The 24,796-nt window shown below is 67.1% G+C and carries 26 protein-coding genes and 4 pseudogenes; 21 read left to right on the top strand and 9 right to left on the bottom strand.

Annotated features, from left to right (window positions below; all coding sequences use genetic code 11):
* The first annotated feature begins 73 nt into the window (after positions 1-73).
* Positions 74-994: a LysR family transcriptional regulator gene (locus tag C7T91_RS28400; RefSeq protein ID WP_108263247.1), complete on the top strand. Its 921-nt coding sequence runs from the start codon at positions 74-76 to the stop codon at positions 992-994.
* Positions 995-1,013: 19 nt separating this feature from the next.
* On the opposite strand, the gene C7T91_RS28395 is transcribed toward C7T91_RS28400, so the two are convergent.
* A complete protein-coding gene (locus C7T91_RS28395; RefSeq protein ID WP_108263246.1) occupies positions 1,014-1,577 on the bottom strand; it encodes a carboxymuconolactone decarboxylase family protein in 564 nt (187 codons plus the stop codon).
* On the opposite strand from C7T91_RS28395, the pseudogene C7T91_RS38780 reads away from it, so the two are divergent.
* Positions 1,468-1,824, top strand: a pseudogene (locus C7T91_RS38780) (hypothetical protein); the annotation flags it as partial. The gene C7T91_RS28395 and the pseudogene C7T91_RS38780 sit on opposite strands and share 110 nt — an antisense overlap.
* A 74-nt stretch (positions 1,825-1,898) precedes the next feature.
* Here the strand turns inward: C7T91_RS38780 and C7T91_RS28385 are convergent.
* Both C7T91_RS28385 and C7T91_RS28380 read right to left on the bottom strand, forming a co-directional pair.
* A complete protein-coding gene (locus C7T91_RS28385; RefSeq protein ID WP_108263245.1) occupies positions 1,899-3,341 on the bottom strand; it encodes a hydantoinase B/oxoprolinase family protein in 1,443 nt (480 codons plus the stop codon).
* Positions 3,338-3,682 (bottom strand): hypothetical protein, encoded by a 345-nt coding sequence (locus tag C7T91_RS28380; RefSeq protein WP_108263244.1) that lies wholly within the window; start codon positions 3,680-3,682, stop codon positions 3,338-3,340. Before C7T91_RS28380 ends, C7T91_RS28385 begins: the two co-directional genes overlap by 4 nt.
* A gap of 697 nt (positions 3,683-4,379) precedes the next feature.
* Here C7T91_RS28380 and C7T91_RS37315 point away from each other — a divergent pair.
* From C7T91_RS37315 to C7T91_RS28340, 9 genes and pseudogenes are all read left to right on the top strand, one after another.
* Positions 4,380-4,641 (top strand): annotated as a pseudogene (locus tag C7T91_RS37315) (IS5/IS1182 family transposase); the annotation flags it as partial.
* 161 nt (positions 4,642-4,802) lie between these two features.
* Positions 4,803-5,108 (top strand): ATP-binding cassette domain-containing protein, encoded by a 306-nt coding sequence (locus C7T91_RS28375; RefSeq protein WP_108263243.1) that lies wholly within the window; start codon positions 4,803-4,805, stop codon positions 5,106-5,108.
* A gap of 111 nt (positions 5,109-5,219) precedes the next feature.
* Entirely contained in the window at positions 5,220-6,815 is a 1,596-nt protein-coding gene (locus tag C7T91_RS28370) for a cytochrome ubiquinol oxidase subunit I (RefSeq protein ID WP_108263242.1), read from the top strand.
* A gap of 6 nt (positions 6,816-6,821) precedes the next feature.
* Entirely contained in the window at positions 6,822-7,979 is a 1,158-nt protein-coding gene (cydB, locus tag C7T91_RS28365; protein WP_108263241.1) for a cytochrome d ubiquinol oxidase subunit II, read from the top strand.
* Positions 7,980-7,991: 12 nt separating this feature from the next.
* Positions 7,992-8,123 carry a cytochrome bd-I oxidase subunit CydX gene (gene cydX, locus C7T91_RS28360; RefSeq protein ID WP_108263240.1) on the top strand — a complete coding sequence of 44 codons (132 nt, stop codon included), beginning with the start codon at positions 7,992-7,994 and terminating at the stop codon, positions 8,121-8,123.
* Between the two features lie 583 nt (positions 8,124-8,706).
* The gene (locus tag C7T91_RS28355; RefSeq protein WP_236638572.1) at positions 8,707-9,588 is read left to right on the top strand and encodes a replication initiator protein A; all 882 of its coding nucleotides are present in this window, start codon (positions 8,707-8,709) and stop codon (positions 9,586-9,588) included.
* A 199-nt stretch (positions 9,589-9,787) separates the two neighbouring features.
* Positions 9,788-10,711 carry a helix-turn-helix domain-containing protein gene (locus C7T91_RS28350; RefSeq protein WP_236638571.1) on the top strand — a complete coding sequence of 308 codons (924 nt, stop codon included), beginning with the start codon at positions 9,788-9,790 and terminating at the stop codon, positions 10,709-10,711.
* Between the two features lie 162 nt (positions 10,712-10,873).
* Complete coding sequence (locus C7T91_RS28345) at positions 10,874-12,277, top strand: ParA family protein (RefSeq protein WP_108263237.1); 1,404 nt, start codon at positions 10,874-10,876, stop codon at positions 12,275-12,277.
* Positions 12,274-13,269, top strand: coding sequence for a ParB/RepB/Spo0J family partition protein (locus C7T91_RS28340; RefSeq protein WP_108263236.1), 996 nt, complete (start codon positions 12,274-12,276; stop codon positions 13,267-13,269). Before C7T91_RS28345 ends, C7T91_RS28340 begins: the two co-directional genes overlap by 4 nt.
* A gap of 1,212 nt (positions 13,270-14,481) precedes the next feature.
* Here C7T91_RS28340 and C7T91_RS28330 read toward each other — a convergent pair.
* Complete coding sequence (locus tag C7T91_RS28330) at positions 14,482-14,715, bottom strand: hypothetical protein (RefSeq protein WP_108263234.1); 234 nt, start codon at positions 14,713-14,715, stop codon at positions 14,482-14,484.
* A gap of 207 nt (positions 14,716-14,922) precedes the next feature.
* Between C7T91_RS28330 and C7T91_RS40530 the strand changes: the two are divergent.
* Positions 14,923-15,093 (top strand): annotated as a pseudogene (locus C7T91_RS40530) (IS5/IS1182 family transposase); the annotation flags it as partial.
* A gap of 16 nt (positions 15,094-15,109) precedes the next feature.
* Here the strand turns inward: C7T91_RS40530 and ruvA are convergent.
* Together ruvA and ruvC are read right to left on the bottom strand one after the other, a co-directional pair.
* A pseudogene (ruvA, locus tag C7T91_RS28320) lies at positions 15,110-15,570 on the bottom strand (Holliday junction branch migration protein RuvA); the annotation flags it as partial.
* Positions 15,567-16,073 carry a crossover junction endodeoxyribonuclease RuvC gene (gene ruvC / locus C7T91_RS28315; protein ID WP_108263233.1) on the bottom strand — a complete coding sequence of 169 codons (507 nt, stop codon included), beginning with the start codon at positions 16,071-16,073 and terminating at the stop codon, positions 15,567-15,569. The pseudogene ruvA and the gene ruvC, both read right to left, overlap by 4 nt.
* Before the next feature lie 317 nt (positions 16,074-16,390).
* Here ruvC and C7T91_RS28310 point away from each other — a divergent pair, with 317 nt between their 5' ends.
* A complete protein-coding gene (locus C7T91_RS28310) occupies positions 16,391-16,594 on the top strand; it encodes a DUF1127 domain-containing protein (protein WP_201742287.1) in 204 nt (67 codons plus the stop codon).
* A 126-nt stretch (positions 16,595-16,720) separates the two neighbouring features.
* Here the strand turns inward: C7T91_RS28310 and C7T91_RS28305 are convergent, their stop codons facing one another.
* Entirely contained in the window at positions 16,721-17,587 is an 867-nt protein-coding gene (locus C7T91_RS28305) for a 50S ribosomal protein L11 methyltransferase (protein WP_108263232.1), read from the bottom strand.
* A 35-nt stretch (positions 17,588-17,622) separates the two neighbouring features.
* Positions 17,623-17,943, bottom strand: coding sequence for a P-loop NTPase family protein (locus C7T91_RS28300; protein WP_108263231.1), 321 nt, complete (start codon positions 17,941-17,943; stop codon positions 17,623-17,625).
* Positions 17,944-18,045: 102 nt separating this feature from the next.
* On the opposite strand from C7T91_RS28300, the gene C7T91_RS28295 reads away from it, so the two are divergent.
* The 7 genes from C7T91_RS28295 (at position 18,046) to C7T91_RS28265 (ending at position 22,719) form a co-directional block, all read left to right on the top strand.
* Positions 18,046-18,570, top strand: a complete 525-nt coding sequence (locus C7T91_RS28295) for a multicopper oxidase domain-containing protein (protein ID WP_161556149.1) — start codon at positions 18,046-18,048, stop codon at positions 18,568-18,570.
* 225 nt (positions 18,571-18,795) lie between these two features.
* On the top strand, positions 18,796-18,927 hold the full coding sequence (locus C7T91_RS38220; protein ID WP_269102668.1) for a hypothetical protein: 132 nt from the start codon (positions 18,796-18,798) through the stop codon (positions 18,925-18,927).
* Between the two features lie 31 nt (positions 18,928-18,958).
* Complete coding sequence (locus C7T91_RS28285; protein ID WP_108263228.1) at positions 18,959-19,633, top strand: SDR family NAD(P)-dependent oxidoreductase; 675 nt, start codon at positions 18,959-18,961, stop codon at positions 19,631-19,633.
* A 234-nt stretch (positions 19,634-19,867) separates the two neighbouring features.
* Complete coding sequence (locus C7T91_RS31950) at positions 19,868-20,500, top strand: hypothetical protein (RefSeq protein ID WP_145963056.1); 633 nt, start codon at positions 19,868-19,870, stop codon at positions 20,498-20,500.
* Between the two features lie 586 nt (positions 20,501-21,086).
* The gene (locus C7T91_RS28275; RefSeq protein WP_108263226.1) at positions 21,087-21,452 is read left to right on the top strand and encodes an alpha/beta hydrolase family protein; all 366 of its coding nucleotides are present in this window, start codon (positions 21,087-21,089) and stop codon (positions 21,450-21,452) included.
* Positions 21,453-21,888: 436 nt separating this feature from the next.
* Complete coding sequence (locus tag C7T91_RS28270) at positions 21,889-22,377, top strand: calcium-binding protein (protein WP_108263225.1); 489 nt, start codon at positions 21,889-21,891, stop codon at positions 22,375-22,377.
* A gap of 69 nt (positions 22,378-22,446) precedes the next feature.
* The gene (locus tag C7T91_RS28265; protein ID WP_108263224.1) at positions 22,447-22,719 is read left to right on the top strand and encodes a YciI family protein; all 273 of its coding nucleotides are present in this window, start codon (positions 22,447-22,449) and stop codon (positions 22,717-22,719) included.
* A gap of 101 nt (positions 22,720-22,820) precedes the next feature.
* Here C7T91_RS28265 and C7T91_RS28260 read toward each other — a convergent pair whose 3' ends face one another.
* The gene (locus tag C7T91_RS28260; protein ID WP_456237876.1) at positions 22,821-24,065 is read right to left on the bottom strand and encodes an Nramp family divalent metal transporter; all 1,245 of its coding nucleotides are present in this window, start codon (positions 24,063-24,065) and stop codon (positions 22,821-22,823) included.
* A gap of 183 nt (positions 24,066-24,248) precedes the next feature.
* Here C7T91_RS28260 and C7T91_RS28255 point away from each other — a divergent pair, with 183 nt between their 5' ends.
* On the top strand, positions 24,249-24,674 hold the full coding sequence (locus C7T91_RS28255) for an EVE domain-containing protein (RefSeq protein WP_108263222.1): 426 nt from the start codon (positions 24,249-24,251) through the stop codon (positions 24,672-24,674).
* Positions 24,675-24,796: the final 122 nt, after the last annotated feature.

Genomic DNA, 24,796 nt, shown 5'->3' with positions numbered 1-24,796 from the left:
GCCCTCGACAGCACTGTGAAGCAAATTCATAATGCTAAAGATCAAGATGAGCCGCGTTTGAATAGACTTCGACATGCACCTGGAATTCCGGCACCTGAAGACCATCAAGGCGATCCATGACGCGGGCGGCCTCGCACGCGCGGCGGATGTGCTGAACATAACCCAGTCGGCGCTGTCGCACCAGATCAAGGGGCTGGAGGAACAGGCGGGGGTGGAGCTCTTCGTGCGCCGCTCGCGGCCGCTGAAGCTGTCGGCGGCCGGCCACCGGCTCTTGCGCCTCGCCGAGAAGATCCTGCCCGAAGTCGCCGCCGCCGAGGAGGATTTCCGCTCGATCCGTTCGGGAAAATCCGGACGGCTGCACATGGCGATCGAATGCCATGCCTGTTTCGAATGGCTGTTCCCGGTGCTGGAGGAGTTCCGCAAGTCCTGGCCCGATGTCGATGTCGACATCCGCCCGGGGCTGAGCTTCGGCGCCCTGCCCGCGCTGCAGAAGGAAGAGGTCGACCTGGTGGTCTCCTCCGATCCCGAGAACCTCGCCGGGGTCACCTTCGAGCCGCTCTTCGAATACAACCCGGTCTTCGTCGCCTCCGCGCAGCATCCGCTGGCCGCGAAGCCCTTCGTCGAGGCCGCCGATTTCCGCGACGAGCTGCTGATCACCTATCCGGTGGAACGCTCGCGGCTCGACGTGTTCTCGCAGCTTCTGTCGCCCGCCGGGGTGGAACCGCGCGCCGTGCGGCAGGTGGAGCTGACCGCGGTGATCCTGCTGCTGGTGGCGTCGAACCGCGGCGTCTCGGTGCTGCCTGACTGGGTGGTGCGCGAGGTGCGCTACAATTCCGATTACGTGACCCGGCCGCTGACCAGGGACGGAATCACCCGGCATCTCTATGCCGCGATCCGCAGCGACGAGGCCGAGAAGCCGTATATCGCCGACATCCTGCGGCTGGCGCGGACGGTGGCGCCGCGGCTGAGGGGCGAGGCCGACCCGGTCGGCTGAGGGCCGGCCCCGCCGCGGATCAGGCGGCCGCTTCCGCCGGTGCCCAGGCGAATTTCGCGAAGGCCGCGTCGACCGGCGTCTGCGCGACATGGTTGACGTAGTTGCTCATCACCTTCTGCGCGATGCCGAGGATCACCTCCAGCACGTGCTTCTGGGTGTAGCCCGCATCTAGGAAGGCCTGCATCTCGGCCGCGCTGACCACGCCGCGGCCGCGCACCATGGCCAGGGTGAAGCTGCGAAGCGTTTCCAGCTTCGCATCCGGCAGCGGCGTGGCGCAGCGCAGCGCCTCGATCACCTCCGGAGCCACCCCCATGCGGTGGGCGATGCCGGTATGCGCAGGCACGCAGTAATGGCAGGCATGCTCGACATTGATCGCCAGCCAGACGGTGTTCAGCTCGTCCGGCGTGAAGCTGGTCTCCTGGAAGCGGATATGCGCCAGCTGGTAGACCTCGAGCAGCTGCGGGCTCTCGGCCATGGTTGCGGTCAGGTTCGGCAGCATGCCGAACATGGCAATGGCGTTCTCGACCAGCGGCTTCGATGCCTCGGGCGCGGTGTCCAGCGTGTGGCGGGTGAATTCGGCCATGGGGGCCTCCTTTGGGGAAAAACGGCCGGATCAGCCCGGCCTCGCCCGCAAGCTGGGAAATTTTGAGCAAACACTCAAATTACGTTTGAGTGATCACTCAATCTTGCCGGACCGCGGCCAGGCGCCTAAATGTCAGGCCATGACACGCGCCGCCCCCTATGACCGCGACAAGACCCTGGACCGGGCCATGCAGCTTTTCTGGTGCCAGGGCTATCACGCGACCTCGCTGAAGGATCTCGAGGCCGCGCTCGACATGCGCCCGGGCAGCATCTACGCCGCCTTCAAGAGCAAGGACGGGCTGTTCCGGCTGGCGCTCGAACGCTACCACGCGCGGATGGGCGAGGTGTTCGAGGCACATATGGCCGCTGCGCCCTCGCCCCTGGCCGGGCTGGCGGACTGGCTGCGCCTGCATGTCGAGCGGCGGCTCGGCGACGGCGCCCCGCCGGCCTGCATGCTGGCGACGCCGAGCTCGGCCTCGACGGTCTCGACGGGGTTGTTGGCGAGGTTCGAGATCCCGCTGTCGCGCCAGTCGACGCCGTCATGGCCCTGGCGCGCGCCGGTGCCGCCGATCAGCGGCTCGATCACCTGCACCATGCGCCCGCCGGTGGCTTTCGGCTCGCTCATCACGATCGGGATCACCGTGCCCGAGGCGGCGGCCGGCAGGACGGAGGGCAGCGCAAGGCCGAAGGCGCCGTTGAGGATGTCGTTGACGCGGATCGCGGCGGCATGGCGCACGCCGGTCGCCGCCGGTTCCTCGGGGTTCACGAGGCTGCCCGGCGGGGTGTAGATGCTCAGGGGCCGCAGCAGTCCGGCATTGAGCGGCGCGGAGCGGTCGAGCGTCTGCACCAGCGCCAGCATCCTGAGCGTCAGCCAGGCATGCGGCCGCCCGCAGGAGGGGATGTTCATCGCGGTCGAGACCTGCGGATCGGAGCCGGTGAAGTCGAGATGCACCTTGCCGTCCTTGATCGTGACGGTCACCGCCAGCCGCACCGGCAGGCGCGACGCCGCGTCGTCGTCGAGATAGTCGCTGAACCGGTAGCTGCCCTCGGGGACCGTGCGCAGCACGGCCTCGGCCTTGCCGGCCGCATAATCCATCAGCGCGACCTGCGCCGCCGCCATTTCCGCTGCGCCGTGCTGGCCCAGCATCTGCGCGACGCGCCGCCGCCCCGTGGCCAATGATGCCAGCATCGCGCGGATGTCGCCCATGTTGGCCTCGGGCGTGCGCGAATTGGCGTCGAGGAAGAGCCGCACCTCGGGGCTCATCTGGCCCCGGCGCATCAGCTTCACCGGAGGGATGCGCAGGCCTTCCTGGAAGATTTCGGTGTTGACCGGCGAGATCGACGAGGCCACGCGCCCGCCCACATCCGAGCAGTGCACGAAGCACCAGCCATAGGCCACGATCTCGTCGCCGTCGAAATAGGGCTCGATCATGTGCAGGTCGGGCAGGTGGGTGGCAAGGCCGGTCGAGCGGTAAGGGTCATTCGTCAGGATGACGTCGCCCGGCTCCAGCGCGCCGCAGGCCGCGACCGCCGCCTCTATGGCGGGCAGGCATTCCAGCCCGACGAAGCCCGAGACTCCGATCGAACGCGGATAGGCGAAGAACCGTCCGTCCTTCCCGGCCAGCGCGCAGGCGAAATCGGCGGTTTCCTTGACATAGAGCGTGCGCCCGGTGCGCTGCAGCGTCAGGCACATCTCCTCGGTGACCGAGGCGAACTTGTTGCCGAGGATCTCCAGAAGGACCGGATCGAAGCTGTCGGTGGTCATGCCTGGGCCCTTTCGATGACGAGGTTGCCTTGCGCATCCACGGTGCCGGTCCAGCCGGGCAGGATGACGGTGGTGGTTTCGGGCTGCTCGACGACCGCGGGGCCGGGAAGGACGGCGCCTTCGCCCAGGGCGTCGCGGTCATGGATGGCCGCCTGGTGCCAGCCGCCCCGGTGGAACAGGGGGCGGCTGGCGCGGCGCGGTGCGGCACCCGTCCATGGAGGGCTGTCCTTTGAGAGACTTGCCCTAAGGGCAATCTGGGACGGTTCAGACCTGACTGCCCGAGCCTTCTCGACGGGAGCGTCAGGCCGGTATTTCGCGGCGCTGCCAATTTCCGGTTCCATGAGGTCCGTCAATTGGCGACCCCGCCCGCGGTCGGGGAGATTTGGACCTAGTCCGCGGATCACCATGCCGGTCCGCGGCTTCTGCAAGCGCCGGCCACGGAGGCCTGACAGATGTTCGCGCTCGATCACAGGCTCATGCAGTCAGAAGCAACGTGCACTAAGAACGGCAACCAACGAAAATTTCAACCGGCGCTTTGGGGAAGATTGCGCGCGGCGGTTACGCCAATTCGATGATGCTGGAGTCCATGCCCGTCGTTTGGCGCAATGGCAGGTCCTTTCTGCGCAAATGCGGCTGGGGAGGCACGGGGCGGCTCCGGAAGGATGGCCGGCGGCCAAGAGCACACCGGCGAAGACCGCATGCACGGCCGCCAACTGGCTTAGCTAGCGGGCCGTTGCATGCCACCTGTCCGAGCGAACTGGCGAGGGAGGCCGCCGGACCTGCTCGCCCAGATCCCGGCGGACAGGGAGATCGCCGCCGTCACCGCTGAGTTGCACGGATGCGCGGTCGCCTATCGGGCTCGGACCGAAGGCGCCGCGATGGGCAACTCCGGGCACCGCCTGCGGCCCGCGCGCCTGGCATGACGCCGTCTGTGCCGCTGAGCCGCCGCGGTTCGCCGGGCAAAAGGTCCTCCGGACCTTTTGCGTGTTCTCCCCGCTTCCGCTCGGCCGGACACGCCAGGCCTTGGAAGCCGGACATGGCAGGAGAGCGCGCAACGCGATCCTGCGGATATCGACGTACTCGGGCCGGGCGCTGTGGCGGAACTGGAACGGGGAGAACCGCCGCAGCGGGGGACGGACATGCGCGGGAACAGGAAAGGATCCGGAGGACCTGCGTGAAGCTCCTTGGCCAGCGGCTGATGTTCCGCGACGTCTGCCGCCAGGTTGCCGAGGTCCGGATCCGGGTGGCGGTCCGGAACCGCTACATGGCCCACGGCCCCCCGAGGACGGGGGCGGGATAGGTGTGTCCGGAAAACGCGGACCGCGGCCGCCAGCTGATTTGTCCAACAGCGCCCTTGGCCGACGAAGAGGCGCCATTTCGCTTTGGCCGTGACCTGATTGGGGTGAACGCTGGCGCTGGCAGTGTAGGCCGAGACCACACAGGACGGCTGTTCTTCCCGGCATTGGGCAGGCCTGGGATCGTGTCCCGAGGAGAGGTGTAAGATCGCCGACCGGCGGGCTCGATGCCCGCCTGGGCGAAGGCGGCTCGGGACTTTCCGGCGGCGAGTCGCGGCGTCTGGCGCTGGCGCGCGCGCTATTGCGCCGGCCGGCGGTGCTGCTGCTCGACGAACCGACCGAAGGGCTCGACCGTGCTACCGCAGAACATGTCCTTTCGGGCCTCCGGGCCGCGCTTCCGGAGGCGGCAATCCTCTGCGCGGTCCATCGCGAGGCCGAACGCATTTGGGCGGACAGAATTTTTTCGCTTTGACCTCGTCACGAACCACTTACCTTTGACTTAGATCAAACAGGTATTTCCTTCTTCGTTGCATAGCCCGGAACGTATATTTTCGGCGCATGTTTTGCGCAGCAGGAGGGAAAAATGGACCTCGATATCGTAGAGTTGTCACGATTGCAGTTCGCAATGACGGCGCTCTATCACTTCCTCTTCGTGCCGCTGACGCTGGGTCTGTCGATCCTCGTGGCGATCATGGAGACCGTCTACGTGATGACGGGCCGGCCGATCTGGCGGCAGATGACCAAGTTCTGGGGGTCCCTGTTCGGGATCAACTTCGTGCTCGGCGTCGCCACCGGCATCACCATGGAGTTCCAGTTCGGCATGAACTGGAGCTACTACAGCCACTATGTCGGCGATGTCTTCGGCGCGCCGCTGGCGATCGAGGGCCTGATGGCCTTCTTCCTCGAGGCGACCTTCGTCGGGCTGTTCTTCTTCGGCTGGGACAAGCTGTCGAAGGTGGCCCACTGCGTCGTCGCCTGGCTGGTGGCGATCGGCTCGAACTTCTCGGCGCTCTGGATCCTGATCGCCAATGGCTGGATGCAGAACCCCGTGGGCGCCAGCTTCAATCCGATGACCATGCGGATGGAGATGGACAGCTTCGCGGATGTCCTGTTCAACCCGGTCGCGCAGGCGAAATTCGTCCATACCGTGTCCGCAGGCTACGTGACGGCCTCGGTCTTCGTGCTGGGCGTTTCAGCCTGGTACCTGCTGAAGGGCCGCCATGCCGACCTGGCGCGGCGCTCGATCACGGTCGCCGCCTCCTTCGGCCTCGCCTCCGCGCTGTCGGTGGTCGTGCTGGGCGACGAGTCAGGCTATGACGCCGGGCTGAACCAGAAGATGAAGCTCGCCGCGATCGAGGCGATGTGGGAGACCGAGCCCGCGCCCGCCTCCTTCACCCTGTTCGGCATCCCCGACAGCGAAGCGCGCGAAACGCATTACGCCGTCCATGTCCCCTATGTCATGGGGCTGATCGGCACCCGGTCGCTCGACACCGAGATCCCGGGCATCGAGCAATTGGTCGAGGAGGCCCGGGGCCGCATCCGCAACGGCATCCTCGCCTATGACGCGCTGATGGAGATCCGCGGCGCGGGCGGCGATGTCACTCCGGACATGATGGACCGCTTCGAAGTGCATTCCGGCGATCTGGGCTATGCCTTCCTGCTGCTGCGCTACACGGACGATCCGCGCAACGCCACCGAGGAACAGATCCTGCAGGCCGCCGACGACACGGTCCCGCATGTCTTCCCGATCTTCTGGGCCTTCCGGATCATGGTCGCGCTCGGCTTCGCCTTCATCGGCGTGCTCGGCTACTTCTTCGTGCGCAGCTCGTTCAAGGGCATGACCTATCCCCGATGGGCGCTCTACGGCGCGGTAGCGGTGATCCCTGCCCCGTGGATTGCGGCCGAGATGGGGTGGATCGTCGCCGAATACGGGCGCCAGCCCTGGACGGTGGACGGCATCCTGCCGACCGCGCTGTCGGTCAGCCATCTGGGCGTCGGCGAGGTGCTGTTCACGATCGCGGGCTTCGTCATCTTCTACTCCACACTCTTCGTCATCGAGATGGCGCTGATGCTGAAATACATCCGCAAGGGCCCGGTGCAGGATGTCGAGGAAACCGAAACCTGGATGCGGCGCCACCAGGCGCGGCTCAGCGGCCCTGCGGCCGCCCCGGCGGAGTAACGAGCGATGATCCTCTCTGAACTGATCGACTACGGCACCCTGCGCGTGATCTGGTGGGTGCTCCTCGGGGTGTTGCTGATCGGCTTCGCGCTGACCGACGGCTTCGACATGGGAGTGGGCGCGCTCCTCCCGTTCGTGGCGAAGACCGACACCGAGCGGCGCCTGGTGATCAACACAGTCGGCCCGGTCTGGGAAGGCAACCAAGTGTGGTTCATCCTCGGCGGCGGCGCGATCTTCGCCGCCTGGCCTCCGCTCTACGCGGTGAGCTTCTCGGGATTCTACCTAGCGATGTGGCTGATCCTCGCCGCACTGATCCTGCGGCCCGTGGCCTTCAAGTACCGTTCGAAGCGGCCCGGCAAGCTCTGGCGGGAACGCTGGGACTGGGCGCTCTTCACCGGCGGCGCAGTTCCCGCGGCGATCTTCGGCGTGGCGGTCGGCAACGTGCTGCGCGGCGTGCCTTTCCACCTGAATGACAGGCTGATGCCGTTCTATGACGGCTGGGGCTTCCTGAAGCTTCTGGCGCTCCTGAACCCCTTCGCGCTGGTCTGCGGCGCGGTGTCGGTGGCGATGCTGCTGGCGCATGGCGCGGGCTGGCTGGTGCTGAAATCCGAGGGTCCGATCGTCGAGCGGGCGCGGAAGATCGGCTCCGCGGCCGGGCTCGTGGCAATCGGCGGCTATGCGCTGGCCGGGCTGTGGCTGCTGGTGCTGACCGACGGCTACCAGTTTGCCGGAGCGGTGGCGCATGACGGACCGTCGAACCCGCTGCTGAACGAAGTCGTCAAGGGCGGCACCTGGCTCTCGGCCTATGTCGGGCGGCCCTGGATCATTGCCGCGCCGCTGATGGGCTTTGCCGGCATGGGACTGGCGGTGTTGGGGCTGCGACGCGGCTGGGGCTTCACCATCCTCGCTTCGAAGCTCGGCATCTTCGGCATGATCGCCAGCGTGGGGCTGACCATGTTCCCGTTCATCCTGCCCTCTTCGGTCGATCCCAATTCGTCGCTGACAGTCTGGGATGCGTCGTCCTCGCAGCGGACGCTCTTCGTCATGCTGGTGGCGGCGGTGATCTTCATGCCGCTGATCCTCGGCTACACGGCCTGGGTCTACAAGGTGCTCTGGGGCAAGGTGACCGAGCGCGACCTGGACGAAAACGCGAACAGCTACTGAGGAGACAAAATCATGTGGTATTTCGCCTGGCTCCTGGGCCTTCCCCTGGCCGCGCTCTTCGCGGTGATGAACGCGATGTGGCTGGAACTGCGCGAGGATGCGAAGCTGTCTGCCGACCATCCCAAGGAGACTGACCGGCGCTGAGCTGTTCCGGCCGGAACACGGCCGAAGTTGCGCCGCGCCCGTGAACTGCAACCTGGCTTCCCGCTCCAGCGGGAAGCCTTTTTGCATCAAGGGCTTGCGACTCGGACCCTTTGGTTGCACCGCGCCCGAGTCGGAGCCGGATCCCGTCCGGGAGCCGAAGTTGCACAGCGCCCGCGAACTGCAACCACGCCGCCTTTTTGAAGTTGCGCGGCGCCCGTGGGCTGCAACCTCTGCCCGGCAAACCCGATCCACGGGACGCGAAATTTCCTGCATCCGCCGCAGCTGCATCAACACTTGTGGGTTCTCAACAGGTTACGCGCCAAAGCTGACCTCTCTTAAGCGCCCTGCCCCGCTATCTGGACCGCATATTCGACGTCCGCCGGAAAAAAACCTATTGCCCAGCCATTCTGAAATGCGGTCTTTTCTGGCATAGAAGACAAGAAACAACCGAGACGATCCAAAGAAGATCATCGGACGAGGCAGCAGTACCATGACCAGCCAACGGCTGAACAATACCTTATTGCCCGATGCCATGGATGGGCAAGGCTCCTGCGTTCCTGCGATGCGCAGCGACTTGGAGACCATGCTACTGCCCTTCTTCCCGGAGGACGGCCAAGAGGATTTCACCACCCAAGTCGGCGACTACACCGTGCGGATGCACTCCTCGGTGCCGGGGACGCGGATCGCCACGGCAACCGACCGCAAGGTGCTCAACCTCCTCGCCGCGCAGATCGGCACTGCCATCCGGGCCGGCACGCCTCCGAGCCGCCATGTCGAGATCGGCGTCCGCGACATCATGGAGGCGATCTCCTACGACCCGACGCTGGGCGGCAGCGAATATGCCCGCATCACCGAGCGGCTCGAACGGCTGGCGGCGACCTGGATCACCACCGAGATGCCCATCGGCGACGATGTCAGCCGCAAGCGGCAGTTCCGCTGGATCGACGCCTTCGAGCAGGACGTGCAGGCCGGCGGCGCCGGCCAGAAAGTCCTGCGCTTGAAGATCACGCTGAGCGAGGACGCGTTCCGCTGGATCCTCGGCATGGAAGGCTTCGAGATCCCGCGCGACGAGTTCCGCACGCTCACGGCCTCCCGCCCCTCGTCCTGGCGCGTCTTCGAGATCTGCCTGGCGCGCCTGATCCGCAATGGCGGCGATCCGGTCTGGATCCCGCTCGACGAATTGCGCCGCCGCATTCCGATCGCCTCGGACCTCAAGGTCTTCAAGGCGAGGACGTTGAAATCCTCGATGGCCGCGATCGCCGACAATCCGCAAATGTCCGGCGCAATCAGCCTGACGCTGGAAACCGAAACCGAAGACGGCTTTGCCGAGATCGCCCCGCGCCAACGGGTGCGGCTCGACAAGGTCCATGTCTGCGTCCGCAAGGGGCCCCTGCCCCTGCCGGAAATCGACCGCCTGCTGCCTGCATCGGCCGCGCGCGACGCGCTGATGGAGGACGGCATGTAGAGCGCCAACGAAAAGGCTCCGGAATGCGCCAACATCCCGGAGCCTTGATCACCGCCTAGACAGTTACCTGCGTCGACGGTCCAGTTTCGCAACCTGACCCTACCCCAGCATCGGGCGACGCGCAACGGCCTTGAGCCGAACAGAGAGGCTTTGTCCGATGACATCTCCCGCGTCCCTCGCCGAGGGCGGTTTCGTACGCATGCCCCGCGCCTGGCTGCAGCTCGCCATCTCGCCCCAGGCGAAAACCCTGCTTCTGGCCTTCTGTGGTTTCGCCGATGCCAAGGGCGAGAGCTGGCATTCCTACGAAGAACTCGGCCGCCTGCTCAACCGCTCGAAATCCTCGATCTCCGCCTATGTCGCGGAGCTGCGCGAGCATGGGCTGATCGACTGCATCCGCCAGACCTACGGCAACGGCTACAACTACCGGCTCCGTGTCGTCGTCAGCGGCTGGCAGGAGATGTGCAGCCGCTGGTCGGCAATGGCCGCGGGCAGTGGAAAACCGTCCGAACCGAAAGCTGAACGCAGCGTCCGGGATGCTGAACGCAAGGACCCGAAGGGTCCAAAAAACAAGATCCATAAAAACAATACCGTCAAAGAGTGGTCCCCCGAACTCGAAGCCGAATGGCGCCAACATCGGCCAAGCGACTCCGACCCGGTCGGAGTATGGCACGGCACCGCACGCACCGGACTTCTTCAGCATGTCATTGCCGAGGCAGAGAACATGCAGGTCTGCTTGTGGGACGAAGCACAGGCAAGGCAGCAGGCCACGGCGGCTCTTGGCGCTTTCTCGGCAAGGCATGGACTGGCGCCGGAGCCCGAGGCCCGACTGGCCACCGCTGCGCTGCTCGCATCCCATGCGCGCAGTGCCGAAGCCTTGGCGGCCGCAATCGCTGCGCTTGATGCCATATGGCAGCCACACTGGAAGAAACTGCCCCTGCCGCGACAGCTGGTGAATACCGTTGCAGCTCCGGCAGCAGCGGCGATGCCCGGTCCCGCGGACTTGAAACGCATCGGCAGGTTCCGCAACCGTGCTTGGATTGCGAAACAGCAATTGCGCAAGCAGTCGGTTCAAGGTCATGTTCCGGCCGGAACGGGACCCGTTGCGGAGGGACAGGCTGCGTGATCGCTGCCGCCGGGCTGGGCATTGCTGCAACGCATTGCCGCCTGCCCCCCATATTCGAAAGCAAAGACGAGGAAACATGTTGCCCACCTCCGCTGGCAATGTGATTATTCCGGCAAAAGCGCTGCAAAAGGCGCTCTCGAGGCAGAGCAGGAATGTCCAGGCATGGCGAAATCCTTTCACAACATCCCGTCCTTCGTGGAGGCCGCGATCGATTGCGTGTCCCGCGCGGCCTCATCGGCCCGGATGCACCGCACCCAGTCTCTGCGCGTGCTCAGGCGTTATTCGATCGCCGAGGTGACCGAGTTCTTCGGCTGCGACCGCAGTTTCGTCAACGCGCTCATGAAGCACCCGGATGCTCCCGAAGGCGAAATCCGCGGCCGGGAACGAACGCTCTCCGTGCATGACATCATGAAGCTGCGGGCCATCGCCGACAGCCGCCCCGAGGCCCGCCGCACGACGCTCTACTGGCGCAAGCCCGGAGAAGATTTGCCGGTAATCGTTTTGAGCTCGCAGAAAGGCGGCGTAGCGAAATCCCTGTCGAGCGCGCATCTGGCCCAGTATCTGACCCTTTATTACGGTTTGCGCGTCGGGCTGATCGACGGCGACCCTCAGGCAACCTGCTCGCTTTACTTCGTTGACGACACGACCTCGATCGCGGGCTACGACGTCGAGGTCTACACTGACTTCATGGGCGTGCCCGAGGCCGGGCAGCGCGAGAAGATCCACCATGCACCGGACCGGCTGAACGTGTTCTGGCGGCCGACGCCCTGGCCGGGGCTGCGCCTCATTCCGGGCGGAGCCGGGATCCAGGAAGCCGACATCGCGATGTACTACCTGACCCAGACGGAAGATCCGGAACAGAAGAAGATCTACCGGATGCTGCGGGACTCTCTGGACCGCTGGCGCGACGCGCATCCGCCGCGCACGACTGCGAAGGACCTGTCCGGACCGGACGGGCGCTTCCGCCACGAGTCCTACGAGGCAGCGCTGAAGGAGACGCTGGACGTCGTCATCATCGACACGCCGCCGTCGCTCACCCTCGCGACGCTCAACACCATCGTCGCCGCGGACACGCTGATCATTCCGCAGACGATGAAGGGCTTCGACCTGTCGACGCTGCATATCTACCTGGCGAGCTTGCGGGACTATTTCAGCTTCATCGAAGGCGACACCAATCCGGTGAAGTTCAAGGATGCCAAGCCGATGATCCTGCCGACCATCGTCAACCGCTCCTCCGATACCGACCTGCGCACGATCGGCGAGATCATGGCAGGCAATCCCGACATCATTTCACCGATCTACTACCAGTATTCCGAAGGCGCGGCGAATGCCTTCCGGGAGTTCAAGTCGGCCTATGAATACGAGCCGCCGAAAACCCGTAAAGCTTCCCTGCAGGCCTTCATCGACAATGCCAATGCGGTCAACGATGCCATCGTCATGCGGGCGATCCCGTCCCTGCCGGCGCGGGGCTACGCGCAGGCATTCCTGGAGCGGCTGTTCCCGGATGGCGAGGTCGAAGGATGGTCGCAGAAGGCGAAGCCGAGCCTTGAGGAGGATGCAGCATGAGCGTGGGACGCAGGCGCGCGGGCAGCGCCATTCTGGGGGGCATGGCCAGTGGCCGCGACCTGCCCGAAGTGACGCCCGAGGAACAGCCGACCGCCGGCAACTGGTCGCGCCAGGCAATGCGCGGCATGCAGGACCGGCTGGAAAGTGCCAAGAAGGAAGCGGCGCTGGCCAACGAGGCGGTGTACGAGGGGATCCTAGAAGGCGTCGTTCCGATCCGCATTCCGGCGACGAGCATCGAGGACAAGGTCGGTTCCGACCGGATCGCGCCCGCTCCGGAAGATGACGAGAGCGAGGACAGCTTCCGCGCCTTGCTGGAAAACATCCGCCGCCGGGGCCTGCGCACGCCGCTGCGGGTGAGGGCGGCCGAACCCGACTGGCGGCCGAATCCGGCGTTTCCGCGGGACGTGTCCGGCCAGCGCTTTGCCCTGCAGTCGGGGCGCCGCCGCCTGCGTGCCTGCATCGAGCTGGGCATCGAACCGCTGTGCTTCCTGACCTTTCCGGAGGCGGACGGGGCGCGGCTCGACGATCTGCAGGAGCGCTATTTCGAGAACACGATCCGCCGCGACCTGACCATGTTCGAGCGGCTCTATTCAATTGGCCTGATCGCGCAGGAAACGACAGGGGTTACCCAGCAGCAGATCGCCGAGATCATCGGCGTGCCGCGTGCCACGGTGTCCCGCGGCCTTGCTGCCGTCGAGTTCCACGGCGCTCTTGGCGAAATGCTCGATCTCGGGAGCGCAAGCCGGGACCAGATCGATGCCGCGCTGAAGCAGCTTCGCGATCAGGGGCCGTCGACCTCGAAGGAGGCTGTGAGGTCGCGTGCGCGTCGCGAGAAGGCTGCGACGGCACTGCCGTTCCGGAAGAGGGAACTGGGGATCGGCCAGGTGAAGCTGAAGCAGAAGCCGGACGGCACGCGGGTTCTGACATTGGAAAGCGCCGATCTCGATGACGAGCGTCTCGCCAAGCTGATGCGGTCGATCGAGCGGCTCTGAATGCGGTCATCGGTCCCGTTCCGGCCGGAACGGGACCGATGACCGCGTGCCGGTTCCGAGGTTCTTGCGGTCTGCCGCCTATGCTCCTGAAGTGTGCATGCGGCCATCAAGCCTGCCGCAAGACCCGGATGCCGGAGGCTTTTCCTGACGACTGGACGCGGCGTTCCGGAAGGGCAGGGGAGATTGGCTTCCCGTTGCTTTGGAAGGTCTCCTTCATTCTTCCAGCAACCGAGTGTTGCATGATGCCGAGCTTCTTCGCCGCGCACAGCGACCTTCAACAGCGCCGCTCCGGAGCGCGCGCTACGGAAGGCATCCGACAGTGCCTACTTCGTGTTCTCGTTGCGCCGGACGAGCGCCTGGGATGTTCGCCCATTCCGGCTCCTCCATGCTGACGAGGAATCCTGTTCCGGGACAATGCTTTGACTGTGCGACAGCTGTTCCATCGTGATTGATGCCGTTCAGGCGAGACTGACGTGAAGCCCCTTTCTGAGATGCGCAATTCTAAGCTTTGCAGCACAAGTCTCCTGCACAAGCGTCAAGGCAACGCGCGCTGTCTGGGTGCTCCTGTGGCTTTGGCGGGATTCTCACGCGATGCGTTTCAGTGTGAGCGCCTCTTCCCGTTTCAGATGATCCGGCCCAGTTTCAGCAGCCGCGCGATCTTGCGGGCGGGCGGCGATTTGCTTGGTCCCGCCAACGCAGCCTGCTCGGCGCTGCGCGGGCGGGTGGCCTAATCGCCGAGTTCAGGACGGTCTGCGAAGCAGGCCGATCGATCTGGGGGAGCGATCAAAGTCGCAGAACACGCAGCCTGCCCTTGAAGCCGTCAGCAGGCAGGCGGTGCCAGAGGTCTGCGCCGTTCCGGCAACCGCCGGACCAGTCCCGTTCCAGCTTGGGCAGCCAAGGCGCCAGGCTGCTCTCCGGGATGCGGAAGACATCCTCGCGCTCGCCGCGGAGGACCTGTCGGCTGCGCCCGATCTGTCGCATGATCCGCCGGCCGGGCCATGCCGAGATCGGCCCGCTGGCAGAGTGCACAGGGGACCGTCGCGCCAGTTGCACGGCGAAAGCCCCGCGGCACGCGGTTGGCCTGCTGGCGCTGCGAGGCAAGCCCTCATGCTGCAATTTTTCCGCGGGCGTCAGGATCTTCGGGGCGAGTGCCTGACTGCCATAGGGCGTAAGGGATGCCCGACCGCGTCCGGGCGCCGACCGCCTTGCGGATCATGGGCAGGCTTCGCGGCACTGCCAGCAGGAAAGCTTCGCGCGCATGCGGCGCATCCGGCAGGCCCGGTCATCGATCCCGATGACCCTCGGTTCCGTCGTCTCATGGGGTTCGGGAGTCCCCAGGCTGCGCAGGAAGGCATCCTTGCTGACGCAGAGCAGGAGCCGCCGTCCGAGCGCCTGGACAGGACGGCCGCCCAATGCCAGCGCGAGATGACCGAGCAGGCTCTGCATCCGCGTGGTTCGCCGCCCCCAAGGGCGAGCAGCTTCGGGCCGAAGCCGTTCGGAGAAGATCGCCTGCCAACACCTGCGCGACATGCACCGGAACCGTCTGACGGCAACCAAGAGCCGCCCGCTACCGAACGACCAACTGGAAATGCTACTATGCCGCCTTTAAGCGGCGCGGTTCTCTGCTCGTCTGGCTGGACAAGGACATGACCTGGCTCGCGCCGCCGCCGCCAGGACCGCAAGGTCCATCCGACGATGGACACGGCCACCGGTGACATCCGGGCGGGGGAATTCACCTCCAGCCGAGACGGCGACAGCCCGGTTCTGCCGGACCTTCTGGACCAGATCCCCGAGGGCGAGGAGATTGGCACCGTTACCGGCGAGTTGCCAGCGGATGCCCCTGCGGCGCCGGGCGCGGCATCGCCGGGGCGGCCGCGATCGGCGTCGACATGGCCAGCACGTTCGCCGCCTTGTCCTTCAGCTCCATGACGATGCGCTGCGCCAGCTTCGGACCGACGCCCTGGGCCTGGCGGATCGCATTGGCATCGCCCAGCGTGATCGCCCGCCCGGTCCCGTCCGGCCCCAGCGCCGACAGGATCGCCAGAGCCGCCTTGGCGCCGACCCCCTGCACGGTGCACAGCAGCCGTACCATTCCTTCTCCGCCAGCGTGCGGAAGCCGAAGAGCTGCAGCAGGTCCTCGCGCACCAGCATGTCGGTATAGAGCGACACCATCTGCCCCGGCGCGGGCAGCCCGGCCAGCGTGCGCTCCGCGCAATAGACCAGATAGCCCACGCCCTGCACGTCGATCATCACATGGTCGGTGGCGCGGTAGACCAGCTGTCCCGAAAGCCGCCCGATCATCCCTTCGCCCTCAGGATCGCCGCGTTGAGCTTGTGGTTCGCCTGGCTGTGCCGCAGGTGGCACAGCGCGATCGCCAGCGCGTCGGTCGCGTCGGCATTGGCCAGGGTCACCCCCGGGAATTGCAGCCGGATCATGTGCTCCACCTGATGTTTCTCCGCATGTCCAACGCCCACCACGGCCTTCTTGACCGCATTCGGAGCATACTCGCCGACATCGAGCCCCGCCAGCGCCGGGACCAGCATCGCCACGCCGCGCGCCTGTCCGAGCTTCAGCGTGCCCGCCGCGTCCTTGTTGACGAAGGTCGCCTCCACCGCCGCGCCGTCGGGCGCAAAGCGCTTCACCACCTCGGTCAGCTCCTCGAAGAGCCGCGCCAGGCGCAGCCCCAGCGGCCCGTCGCCCGAGCGCAGCACGCCGTTGCCGACATGGCGCAGCCGCGATCCGTGAGATTCGATCACGCCCCAGCCGAGCCTCTGCAGGCCCGGATCGATGCCGATGATGCGCATGGCCTGCCCGCCCGCCAATTCTTGTTGTCGCCGTTTTGCAACGGACTAGCACGAAAAGCGAACATCCGGCAATGCCATTCCGCAGCGCCAGCTTGGCGCCGAGGTCCGGAAGCGGCGTTCGGAGGTCCGGAAACGACATCAGGCGTGAGTATTATTACCTTTTTGTTACAACCACTTACACCTTTCATCAGTCATGCGGAATGTGCAACGCAGTCATGCCGAGACCGAGCTTGCGGCGGCGCGGCACCAAGCCTATCTGCCGCCTTGAACGGCACTGGCCGCGACCCGATACCCTGCCAAGACAAGGAGCCTGCAAGATGGCCGTCCTCACTCCGAACATGCTGCGCAACCAGCACGAAATCAGCCTCGGCGAAGTCATCAGCCATCAGATCGCGGCCGTGAAGGAGTGGTTCGCCAACGAGCGCGCCCGCGCCGAGCTCGCCGCCCTCGACGATTTCGAGCTGCAGGATCTGGGCATCACCCGCTATGACATCCGCCACATGAAATTCCCGCGCAAGTGACCGCCGCCCGGCGCGATGCCGGGAGGGACCGGAACGAGAAAGCCTGCCCGACCGCGAGGTCGGCAGGCTTTTTCCATGTCCGGATGCAGGAACAGGCCCGGCATCGCGCCGGGCCGGGTCCGCGCCTCAGGCCGCGCGGATCATCGTCAGGGTCGACCAGTCGCCGATGACCAGGTGGTCGTCGAGGGCGAAGCCCGCGGCTTCGTAGGCGGCCTTCACCTCGTCGGCCTGGTCGTTGAGCAGGCCCGACAGGATGATCGCCCCGCCCGGTTCCGCCGCCTTGGCCATGTCGGGCGCCAGGTCGATCAGCGGCCCCTTCAGGATGTTGGCGAAGATCAGCCGGAACGGCCCGGCCAGGTCGGGATGGCCGAAGCCCGTCGCCTCGACCGCATGGATGCGGCCCGCGAGCCCGTTTGCCGCGGCATTGGCGTCGGCCACCTCGACGGCGACCGGATCGATGTCGCTGGCCACCGGAACGATGTCCCAGACCTTCGCCGCCGCCATCGCCAGGACCGCGGTGCCGCAGCCGACATCGGCCACCGGCCCGGGCTGCAGCCCGTTGTTCAGGAGCCGGTCGAAGGCCACGAGGCAGCCCTGGGTGGTGCCGTGATGGCCGGTGCCGAAGGCCATCGCCGCCTCGATCAGCAGCGAAACCTTTTCTTCCGGGACGGTGTCGGCATCATGGCTGCCATAGAGCCAGAACCGGCCGGCCTCGACCGGCGCGAGCTCGCGCCGCACCTTGGCGACCCAGTCGGTCTCGGGCAGTTCGGAGACGGTGAAGGGCTTGGCGCCATGCGATGCCGCCAGCAGCGCCAGGCCGACCTCGTCGGGTTCCTCGGTGAAATAGCCGCCGATCTCCCACAGGCCGGAGCCGTCCTCCATTTCGAAGGCGCCGACGCCATAGGGCTCGGGCTCGAGATCCTCGAGACGGTCGGCAAGGGCTTCCGCCATGTCGCGGTCGGCAAGCGTGGTCAGGGCGGTCCAGGTGGGCATGGCATCCTCGGGGCTTTCGGAGTCAGGCTCCGGCCCTAGGCGAGCGCCGCGATCTGGTCAAGCCTGTCGAGAACGGATTGCAGCAGCTCGCCGGGCGGCCGCGCGCTGTCCAGGAGCAGCACCGGGCAGTCGAGCGCCCGCGCCCAGGCGGTGTCGTCCTTCAGGTTGCGCCCCGGACGGTCGCCTGCCTCGTAGCGGTCGGCCCAGCCGAGGAAGGCCGTGCAGGGCGCGCAGAACGGCTGCCCCCACTGCCGATGGTCTCGTGCGCCATCGCGCCTGCCATCCTGCCGCCCCGGATCTGACCTGCGGGGGAACCGCCCCGCACCGTTCCCCGCGAGATCGTCATGATCTGCCATGCCTGCGGCGGCTTCCCTTGCGCAGCGGCCGTCCTGTCCACGTCCCTGCCGCCGCCCGCCCGCCGCTGCGGACAGGCTGTCTCTCGCCGCCGCGACCCGCCCATGAAGGTCAAGGGCCGCGCCGTCATTGTCCTCGGGCTGGAAAACGGCGCGGGCGGCCGGGGGCTGGTCCCCGGTCTTGGCCAGCACGTCCGCGTCGAGCTGGCCAAGACTTTGGACGCCGTGACCATCATCCGCTGGCACGGCCGGAACCCGCGCAACGCCCAGGACGGCAGGCCCAACGCCAACCCGATGCTCCGCCCGGGCGAGCCGCGCAGTTCCGACTTCGCGCCGCGGCCGGGCACCTTCTGGATGCACAGCCCCATCCCGCAGCAGCAAATCGCGCCGCTGGTCGTCCGCCGTTCGGAGGGCATCGCCGCCGACTGCCAGGAGGTGACGATGTTCCTGCATGATGTCAGCTGCGGGACGCCGGAGGAGGTGCCGGCCAAGATCCCGGGCGGCAGGCAGCAAGGAGAGGGCGCCGCCGCGCCGGGCAAGATGCAGCATCGGATGCCGGGCATGGCCAGGCCTCGGACATGCCGCGGCCCGGGTCGATGCCGGGACCGGGCGGCATGGCGATGGACCTGAACGATTTCGGCTTCGAGGCCTGACCCGCCAATGACCGCACGCTCGACGATCCCGACGTGGTTGCGGCGGAGCGCGGCTGGCGCGTGCCGCTGCGGACCGTCAATGCCTCGTCGATGATCCCCCACTGGATCGACGCCGGAGACGTGGACGGCACGCTTGCCGCGGTCGGCGGCGATCGGGTCCTGCTGCTGGCGGGCCGCGGGGTCCCGGGCAACCGCGCGGGCGATGGCGCGGCTGGGCGCCCGCGTCGGGCTCGATCTGCCGATCACCCGTGCCGTCGCCGCGCTGGTCGATGGCGAGGTCTCGGTGCATGATGCGCTGGCCGCGCTGATGGCGCGGCCGCTGAAGGAGGAATAGGCCCCGGAGGGGCCGCAACGGAGGGTCGCGCATGAAGCGGGCAATCGTCACCGGCGGCGCGGGTCTGATCGGCACCGCCATCTGCGAGGCGCTGATCGCCGAAGGCTGGGAGGTCGCCAGCCTCGACCTGAAGCAGGGCCATGCCGGACGCCAGATCCGCTGCGACATCTCCGACGAGGCCTCGGTCGCAGCCGCCTTCGAGGCGCTCGGCTGGGACCGGATCGACCTTGTCGTCAACAATGGCGGGCTGGTCGGCACCGCGACGCCCGACATCGCCGCCACCCCGCTTGCCGACTGGACCGCGATGACCGGCAGCCACCTGACCGGCGCCTTCCTCGTCACCCGTGCTGCGGTGCCGCTGATGCGGGCCGGCGGATCGGTGGTGATGATGGCCTCGACCCGGGCGCTGATGTCCGAGGGCTGGGATTTCGCCTATGCCGCGGCCAAGGGCGGGCTGGTCGCGATGACCCGCGCGCTGGCGGTGCAGCTCGGCCCGCGGATCCGCGTCAACGCCATCGCGCCGGGCTGGATCACCGATGCCGTCGATCTGTCGGAAGAGGACCATGCCCAGCATCCTGCGGGCCGCGTCGGCCGCCCCGCCGACATCGCCGAGGCGGTGCTCTACCTCGCCGGAGCCGGCTTCGTCACCGGGCAGACCCTGCCCGTGGATGGCGGGATGACGGCAAAAATGATCTATCTGGACTGATTTCCGCCCGGTTCGGCGCGGAGCGGCACGCCGGGACCAAGCTCCGCCTGGCAATCGTCCCCTGCGGAAGATGCGGAGAACGGGCCATTGCGACCCATCTCAAGGTCACCGACATCGACGTGCCCGGCACGCTCGCCGCCGGCGGGACCGTCCCCCTTCGGAGGACGGCCTGCAACGATGCGGATTGCCTCCGGGACGACTGTTCCGCCTCCATCCGCATCGGGCTCCATGACAATGGCAGCGAGGTCGGCGGGGACGTGCTCCCGCCCGGGCCCGGACCCTGCCTGTCGAATTCCGGGGAGATCAGCTGGCGCCCTCCCCGGCGCCTCGATTTCGGGCACCGGCAACTACATCCGCAACGCAACCCGCAGCTCCGGCGCCGCGCTGCTGCCCGATCTGGCTGTCTGCAACATCGACATCGCCGTCAACCCGGCCAGCGGGCGGCCGGTGATCATCTCCCCGACCGCCCGCCCCCGGGCGCCGCCGATTGCAGCGCCTGGCGGGACTGGTTCGACTGCGATCCGATCCATCCTGAATGCGGTGCAGACGGCAGCAAGATCGGCGAAAGCGGGAGCTCCTGGAGAGCTGGCGGCGGGCCAGTCGAATTCCGAGACCGAACTGCATGACTTCGCCACCGACGGCCAGCACGAGGTCGAGGTCCGCATCGCCAACAGCCGCGGCGGGTCCGAGAGCTCGAACACCCCCCGCACGGAGACCGTCGCGGGGCGGAACCCCGAGCTGATCTTCAGCGACCTGAAGGTCCGGGCCGAGAGCCGGGCGGCCGGCAGCGAAATCGAAATCAAGGCGGTGACCGGCGATAACGGCTATTCCGCGGGCGGCGCTGCCCGCGGAGCAGATCAAGCTTGACCATTTCGTCGACGGCACCCGGATCGGCACGGACAGCGGGACCATCACCCATACCCTTGCCTCGGACAGGCCTCACGAGGTCAAGCTGCGGGTGCGGCTGCTACGACGGCGACGGCAAGGACGGCAGCAACAGCCTGCCGCAGCTCTTCGGCAACGCCCATGACGGCCGCGGCAGACCTTTGCAACTCCGCCGAAGCGGCGGAAATCGCCGCTGGCAGGCGCGCAGCGGCCATGGCGACGCTGACATTCCGCAGGCCTGGCGCACCAGAGTGGAAGACAATGGCCACGACGACGGCTATCTCGGCCAGGCCGGGCCAAGGGCATTGACCCGCGGCGACCTCGGCGGCAGCTTCTTCGACAGCGGGCGGCCCCGGTTCAATTCCTGCGGGCTCCGCGAGGGCCGCGCCTGGACCGGAACGTTCGACACCGCGAGACGGCCCGCCCGGCGCTGCAGGCCGGGGGGACGAAGACGCTGTTCCTGTCCTTCCTCCGCACCGACAGCAAGGACGGGGCAAAGACCGCCACTGGCCAGGCCTGGACCGGCAACGGGCTGCACGAAAGCCATGCCGCCCTGCGGCCCTCGGTGATGGCGGCGCTCGCCCATGCCAACGATCCGGCGAACGGCATCGCCGGGATGGGTGTGGCGGGGCACAGCCTCGGCGGCTCGGCGTTGGCCATCTTCGCCGCGGTCGATGGCCACCGGCTGCGCGATGCGGCCGACCTGACGGTAGTGGCGCTGGCCTATGCCGGGATCGGCCAGGATGTCTGCATCAATGACGACGCTCCGCTGGCCTACGGCTTCGACGGCCAGTCCGATCCGGCGCAGCTCGATGCCGGCGGCATGCTTGTCGACCGCCATCTCCGGCTGATCGCGGGGGATTCCCACATCGGCCTGTCGCATCCGCGGAAATCCGTCACCTTCCCCGAGCGCGCCGACTGGCCCGACACCTAGACCGTCACCAGAGAAGTGCTGAACGACAACGCCGATTTCGACGGCGCGATGACCGAGCTCAACATCCCCGGCATGGAGAACACTGACGACCATTGCGAGGGTCTCGGCTGAAGCCGGCCGAGGCCGGCTTCGGCGCCGGGCGCCAGGCCGGGCCAGTATCACGGCGCTGGCCAATGACCCGCTGCTGCCGCATTGCACCGGCCGGAAGCCGGACTTCGGCCTGGCGGATTACGCCCGCGTTGCAGATTGCGGCGGCGCCCGCTACGCGCTGCTGGACGGCTATCTGCGCAAGGACGAGATCGGCTATTTCGACGACAGCGGCGCGCAAAGCTTCGCGGGCCCGAACAGGCCGGATTACCTGCCGGGCCAGGCCGGCGAGGACGACATCCTCGCGGGCCACGGCGGCGACCTGGTCTCGCGCGGGACCGGACATCACATGGTCGACGGCGGCGCGGGCTCCGACAGCCTCAAGGCAGCAATGGCCGGAACCTTGTCTTGGCCGGGCGCGGCTGAGATCCGGTCTTCGGCGGGATTTGCGGCAGCATGGGGCGGGACACGATCCTGGGCGGGATCGGCTTCGATACCGCTGCGCGGCGGCTTTCCGTACGACGAGCTGCGCGAAGGCAGCAAGGGCAATGACCGGCTCGATGGCGACTGCGGCCGGGACACGCGGACCGGCGGTAGCGGCGCCGATGACTTCATCCTCGCCCCGGGTTGCGAAACGGGCTTCGTCACCGATTTCCAAACCGGCCGCAACCGGCCGAGCTTAGACGAGACGCCCTGTGGCGGCGGCGGGACCGGGGCGCAGACGATGACGGACCATGCCGCGGCGGCGCCGAACGGCGTGCATTTCGGCTTCGGGACCGGTGACCTGCCGGGGCTGACCGGCCGCGACGGGCTGGCGCCAGACATCGCCTTTGCCTGACGCGTGGATGCCGCCTTGATCGGCGCGCCGGGGCTGCTAGGAACGGGCAGACGCAAGAGGAGCCGTTCCATGCCCTATACCCTGATCTGCCTCGACAAGCCCGGCGCGCTCGAGATCCGCAAGGCCAACCGCGACGCGCATCTGGCCTATATCGCCGAAACCGGCGCGGTCGAGCAGGCCGGCCCGTTCCTCGACCCCGAGGGGCAGATGATCGGTTCGCTGGTGATCCTGACCGTGGAAACCGAAGAGCAGGCAGCCGAATGGGCGGCCAACGACCCCTATGCCAAGGCCGACCTGTTCGACAGCGTGCAGATCATGCACTGGAAACGCGTCGTCGGCTGAGCCGGCGCAAGACTGAAAGTCAGCTGAGCCGGCTCAAGGCAGGAAGCCGGCTCAGCCGGCGCCACGCGTGACCATCGGCCGGGCCGGCCCGGAAAGCCGGCTCAGCCCGCCAGGAACGGCAGGCTGACGCCGAAAAAGTCGGCGAGCAGAACGAAGTTCAGCCCCAGGACCAGCACCGCGCCGCCCCCTGCCGCAACCAGCACCGGGCGCTTCACGGCAAGCTCGCCCATGACGTCCTGCCGCCCGACGAAGGCCAGGAGCGCCAGCATCGGCACCGGCAGGGCGATCGACAGCACCACCTGGCTCATCACCAGCGCCTGGGTCGCATTCGCCCCGGCCAGCACCACCGCGAAGGCCGGCACCATGGTTACCGCGCGGCGCAGCCAGATCGGCACGCGGAACCGCAGGAAGCCCTGCATGATCATCTGCCCCGCCATGGTGCCGACGACAGAGCTGGAAACGCCCGAGGCGATCAGCGAGGTCAGGAAGGCCACCGCCGCCGCGCCGCCCAGAAGCGGCGTCAGCGTGTGGTAGGCGGTCTCGATCTCGGCCACCTCGGAATGGCCGCGATGGAAGGCGCTGGCGGCCATGATCACCATCGCCATGTTGATCATCCCGGCCACGGCCAGCGCGCAGACCACCTCGGTATTGGAATAGGACACCAGCTTGCGGCGCTCGGCCAGGTCGCGCGGACGGGCGCGGGCCTGGGTCAGGCCGGAATGCAGGTAGATCGCATGCGGCATCACCGTGGCGCCGATGATCCCGACCGCGATGGTCAGCGCGGCGCTGTCCGGCATGGCAGGCGTCACCAGCCCGGCCGCCGCGGCCGGCCAGTCGACCGGCGCGATCAGCATCTCGGCGAGGTAGCAAAGGCCGATCACGCCCACCATGGCGCCGATGATCAGCTCCATCGGGCGGAAGCCGCGGCCTTCGAACATCAGGAGCCCGTAGGTCACGATTGCCGTCACCGCCATCCCCGCCAGCAGCGGCAGCCCGAAAAGCAGCGACAGGCCGATCGCGCCGCCGAGGAACTCGGCCAGGTCCGTGGCCATCGCGGCGACCTCGCTCACCGCCCACATCACCCAGACCAGCGGCTTCGGCAGGCGGTCGCGCGACAGCTCGGCGAGGTTCCGGCCGGTGACGATCCCGAGCCGCGCCGAGAGCGCCTGGAACAGCATGGCGATCAGGTTCGCCAGCAGCACCACCCACAGCAGCTGGTAGCCGTAGCCCGCCCCCGCCTGGATGTTGGTCGCGTAATTGCCGGGGTCCATATAGGCGACCGAGGCCACCACCGCCGGGCCGGCAAAGAGCAGCCTGCGCCGCCAGCCCCCCGTCTCTCCCGCCAAAGCGGCGGAAATCCCTGCCCGGGTCCTGTCGGTCAAACTTGGCATCGCACTACGCTTCCGGAAAACGGCACTGGCTCTAGTTGCGAACCGCTAGCATTTCAAACCGTTCCCGGCGATGCGACACAGCTTGACTCGCACAGGGCCCGGACGCCATCCAAGGCGCGACCAAGCACGGAGACCGCGATGCGCTACTGGCTGTTCAAGTCCGAACCCTCCACCTGGTCCTGGGACGACCAGGCCGCGAAAGGCGATGCCGGCGAGGAATGGGACGGGGTGCGCAACTATCAGGCGCGCAACTTCATGCGCGAGATGAAGAAAGGCGACCGCGGCTTCTTCTACCATTCGCAGAAGGAGAAGGCCGTGGTCGGCATCATCGAGGTGATTGCCGAGGTCCATCCCGACAGCAAGGCCGGCGATCCGCGCTGGGAATGCGTCGACATCAAGGCCGTCCGCCCCCTGGAGACCCCGGTGACGCTGGACATGGTCAAGGCCGATCCGCGCCTCTCGGAGATGGTGCTGGCGAAGAATTCCCGCCTCTCGGTGCAGCCGGTGACCGAGGCGGAATTCGCCGCGATCTGCGCGCTCGGCGGCACCGATCCCGGCAGCTGAGGCGGGAAACAGGCGCCGCCGATCCCGTGAAATTGCCTAATCCTGCCGCAAAGGATGCATGTTAGCGCATGACATCCGGGCCAAACTGCGCCGCCCGGCTTTGCCGGAGCCGCTCCCGGCAT

It is taken from the genome of Mangrovicoccus ximenensis, from assembly GCF_003056725.1.
GTDB classification, from domain to species: domain Bacteria; phylum Pseudomonadota; class Alphaproteobacteria; order Rhodobacterales; family Rhodobacteraceae; genus Mangrovicoccus; species Mangrovicoccus ximenensis.
The sequence above is the reverse complement of the archived record's forward strand: the minus strand, read 5'-3'. Positions and strand labels throughout refer to the sequence as shown.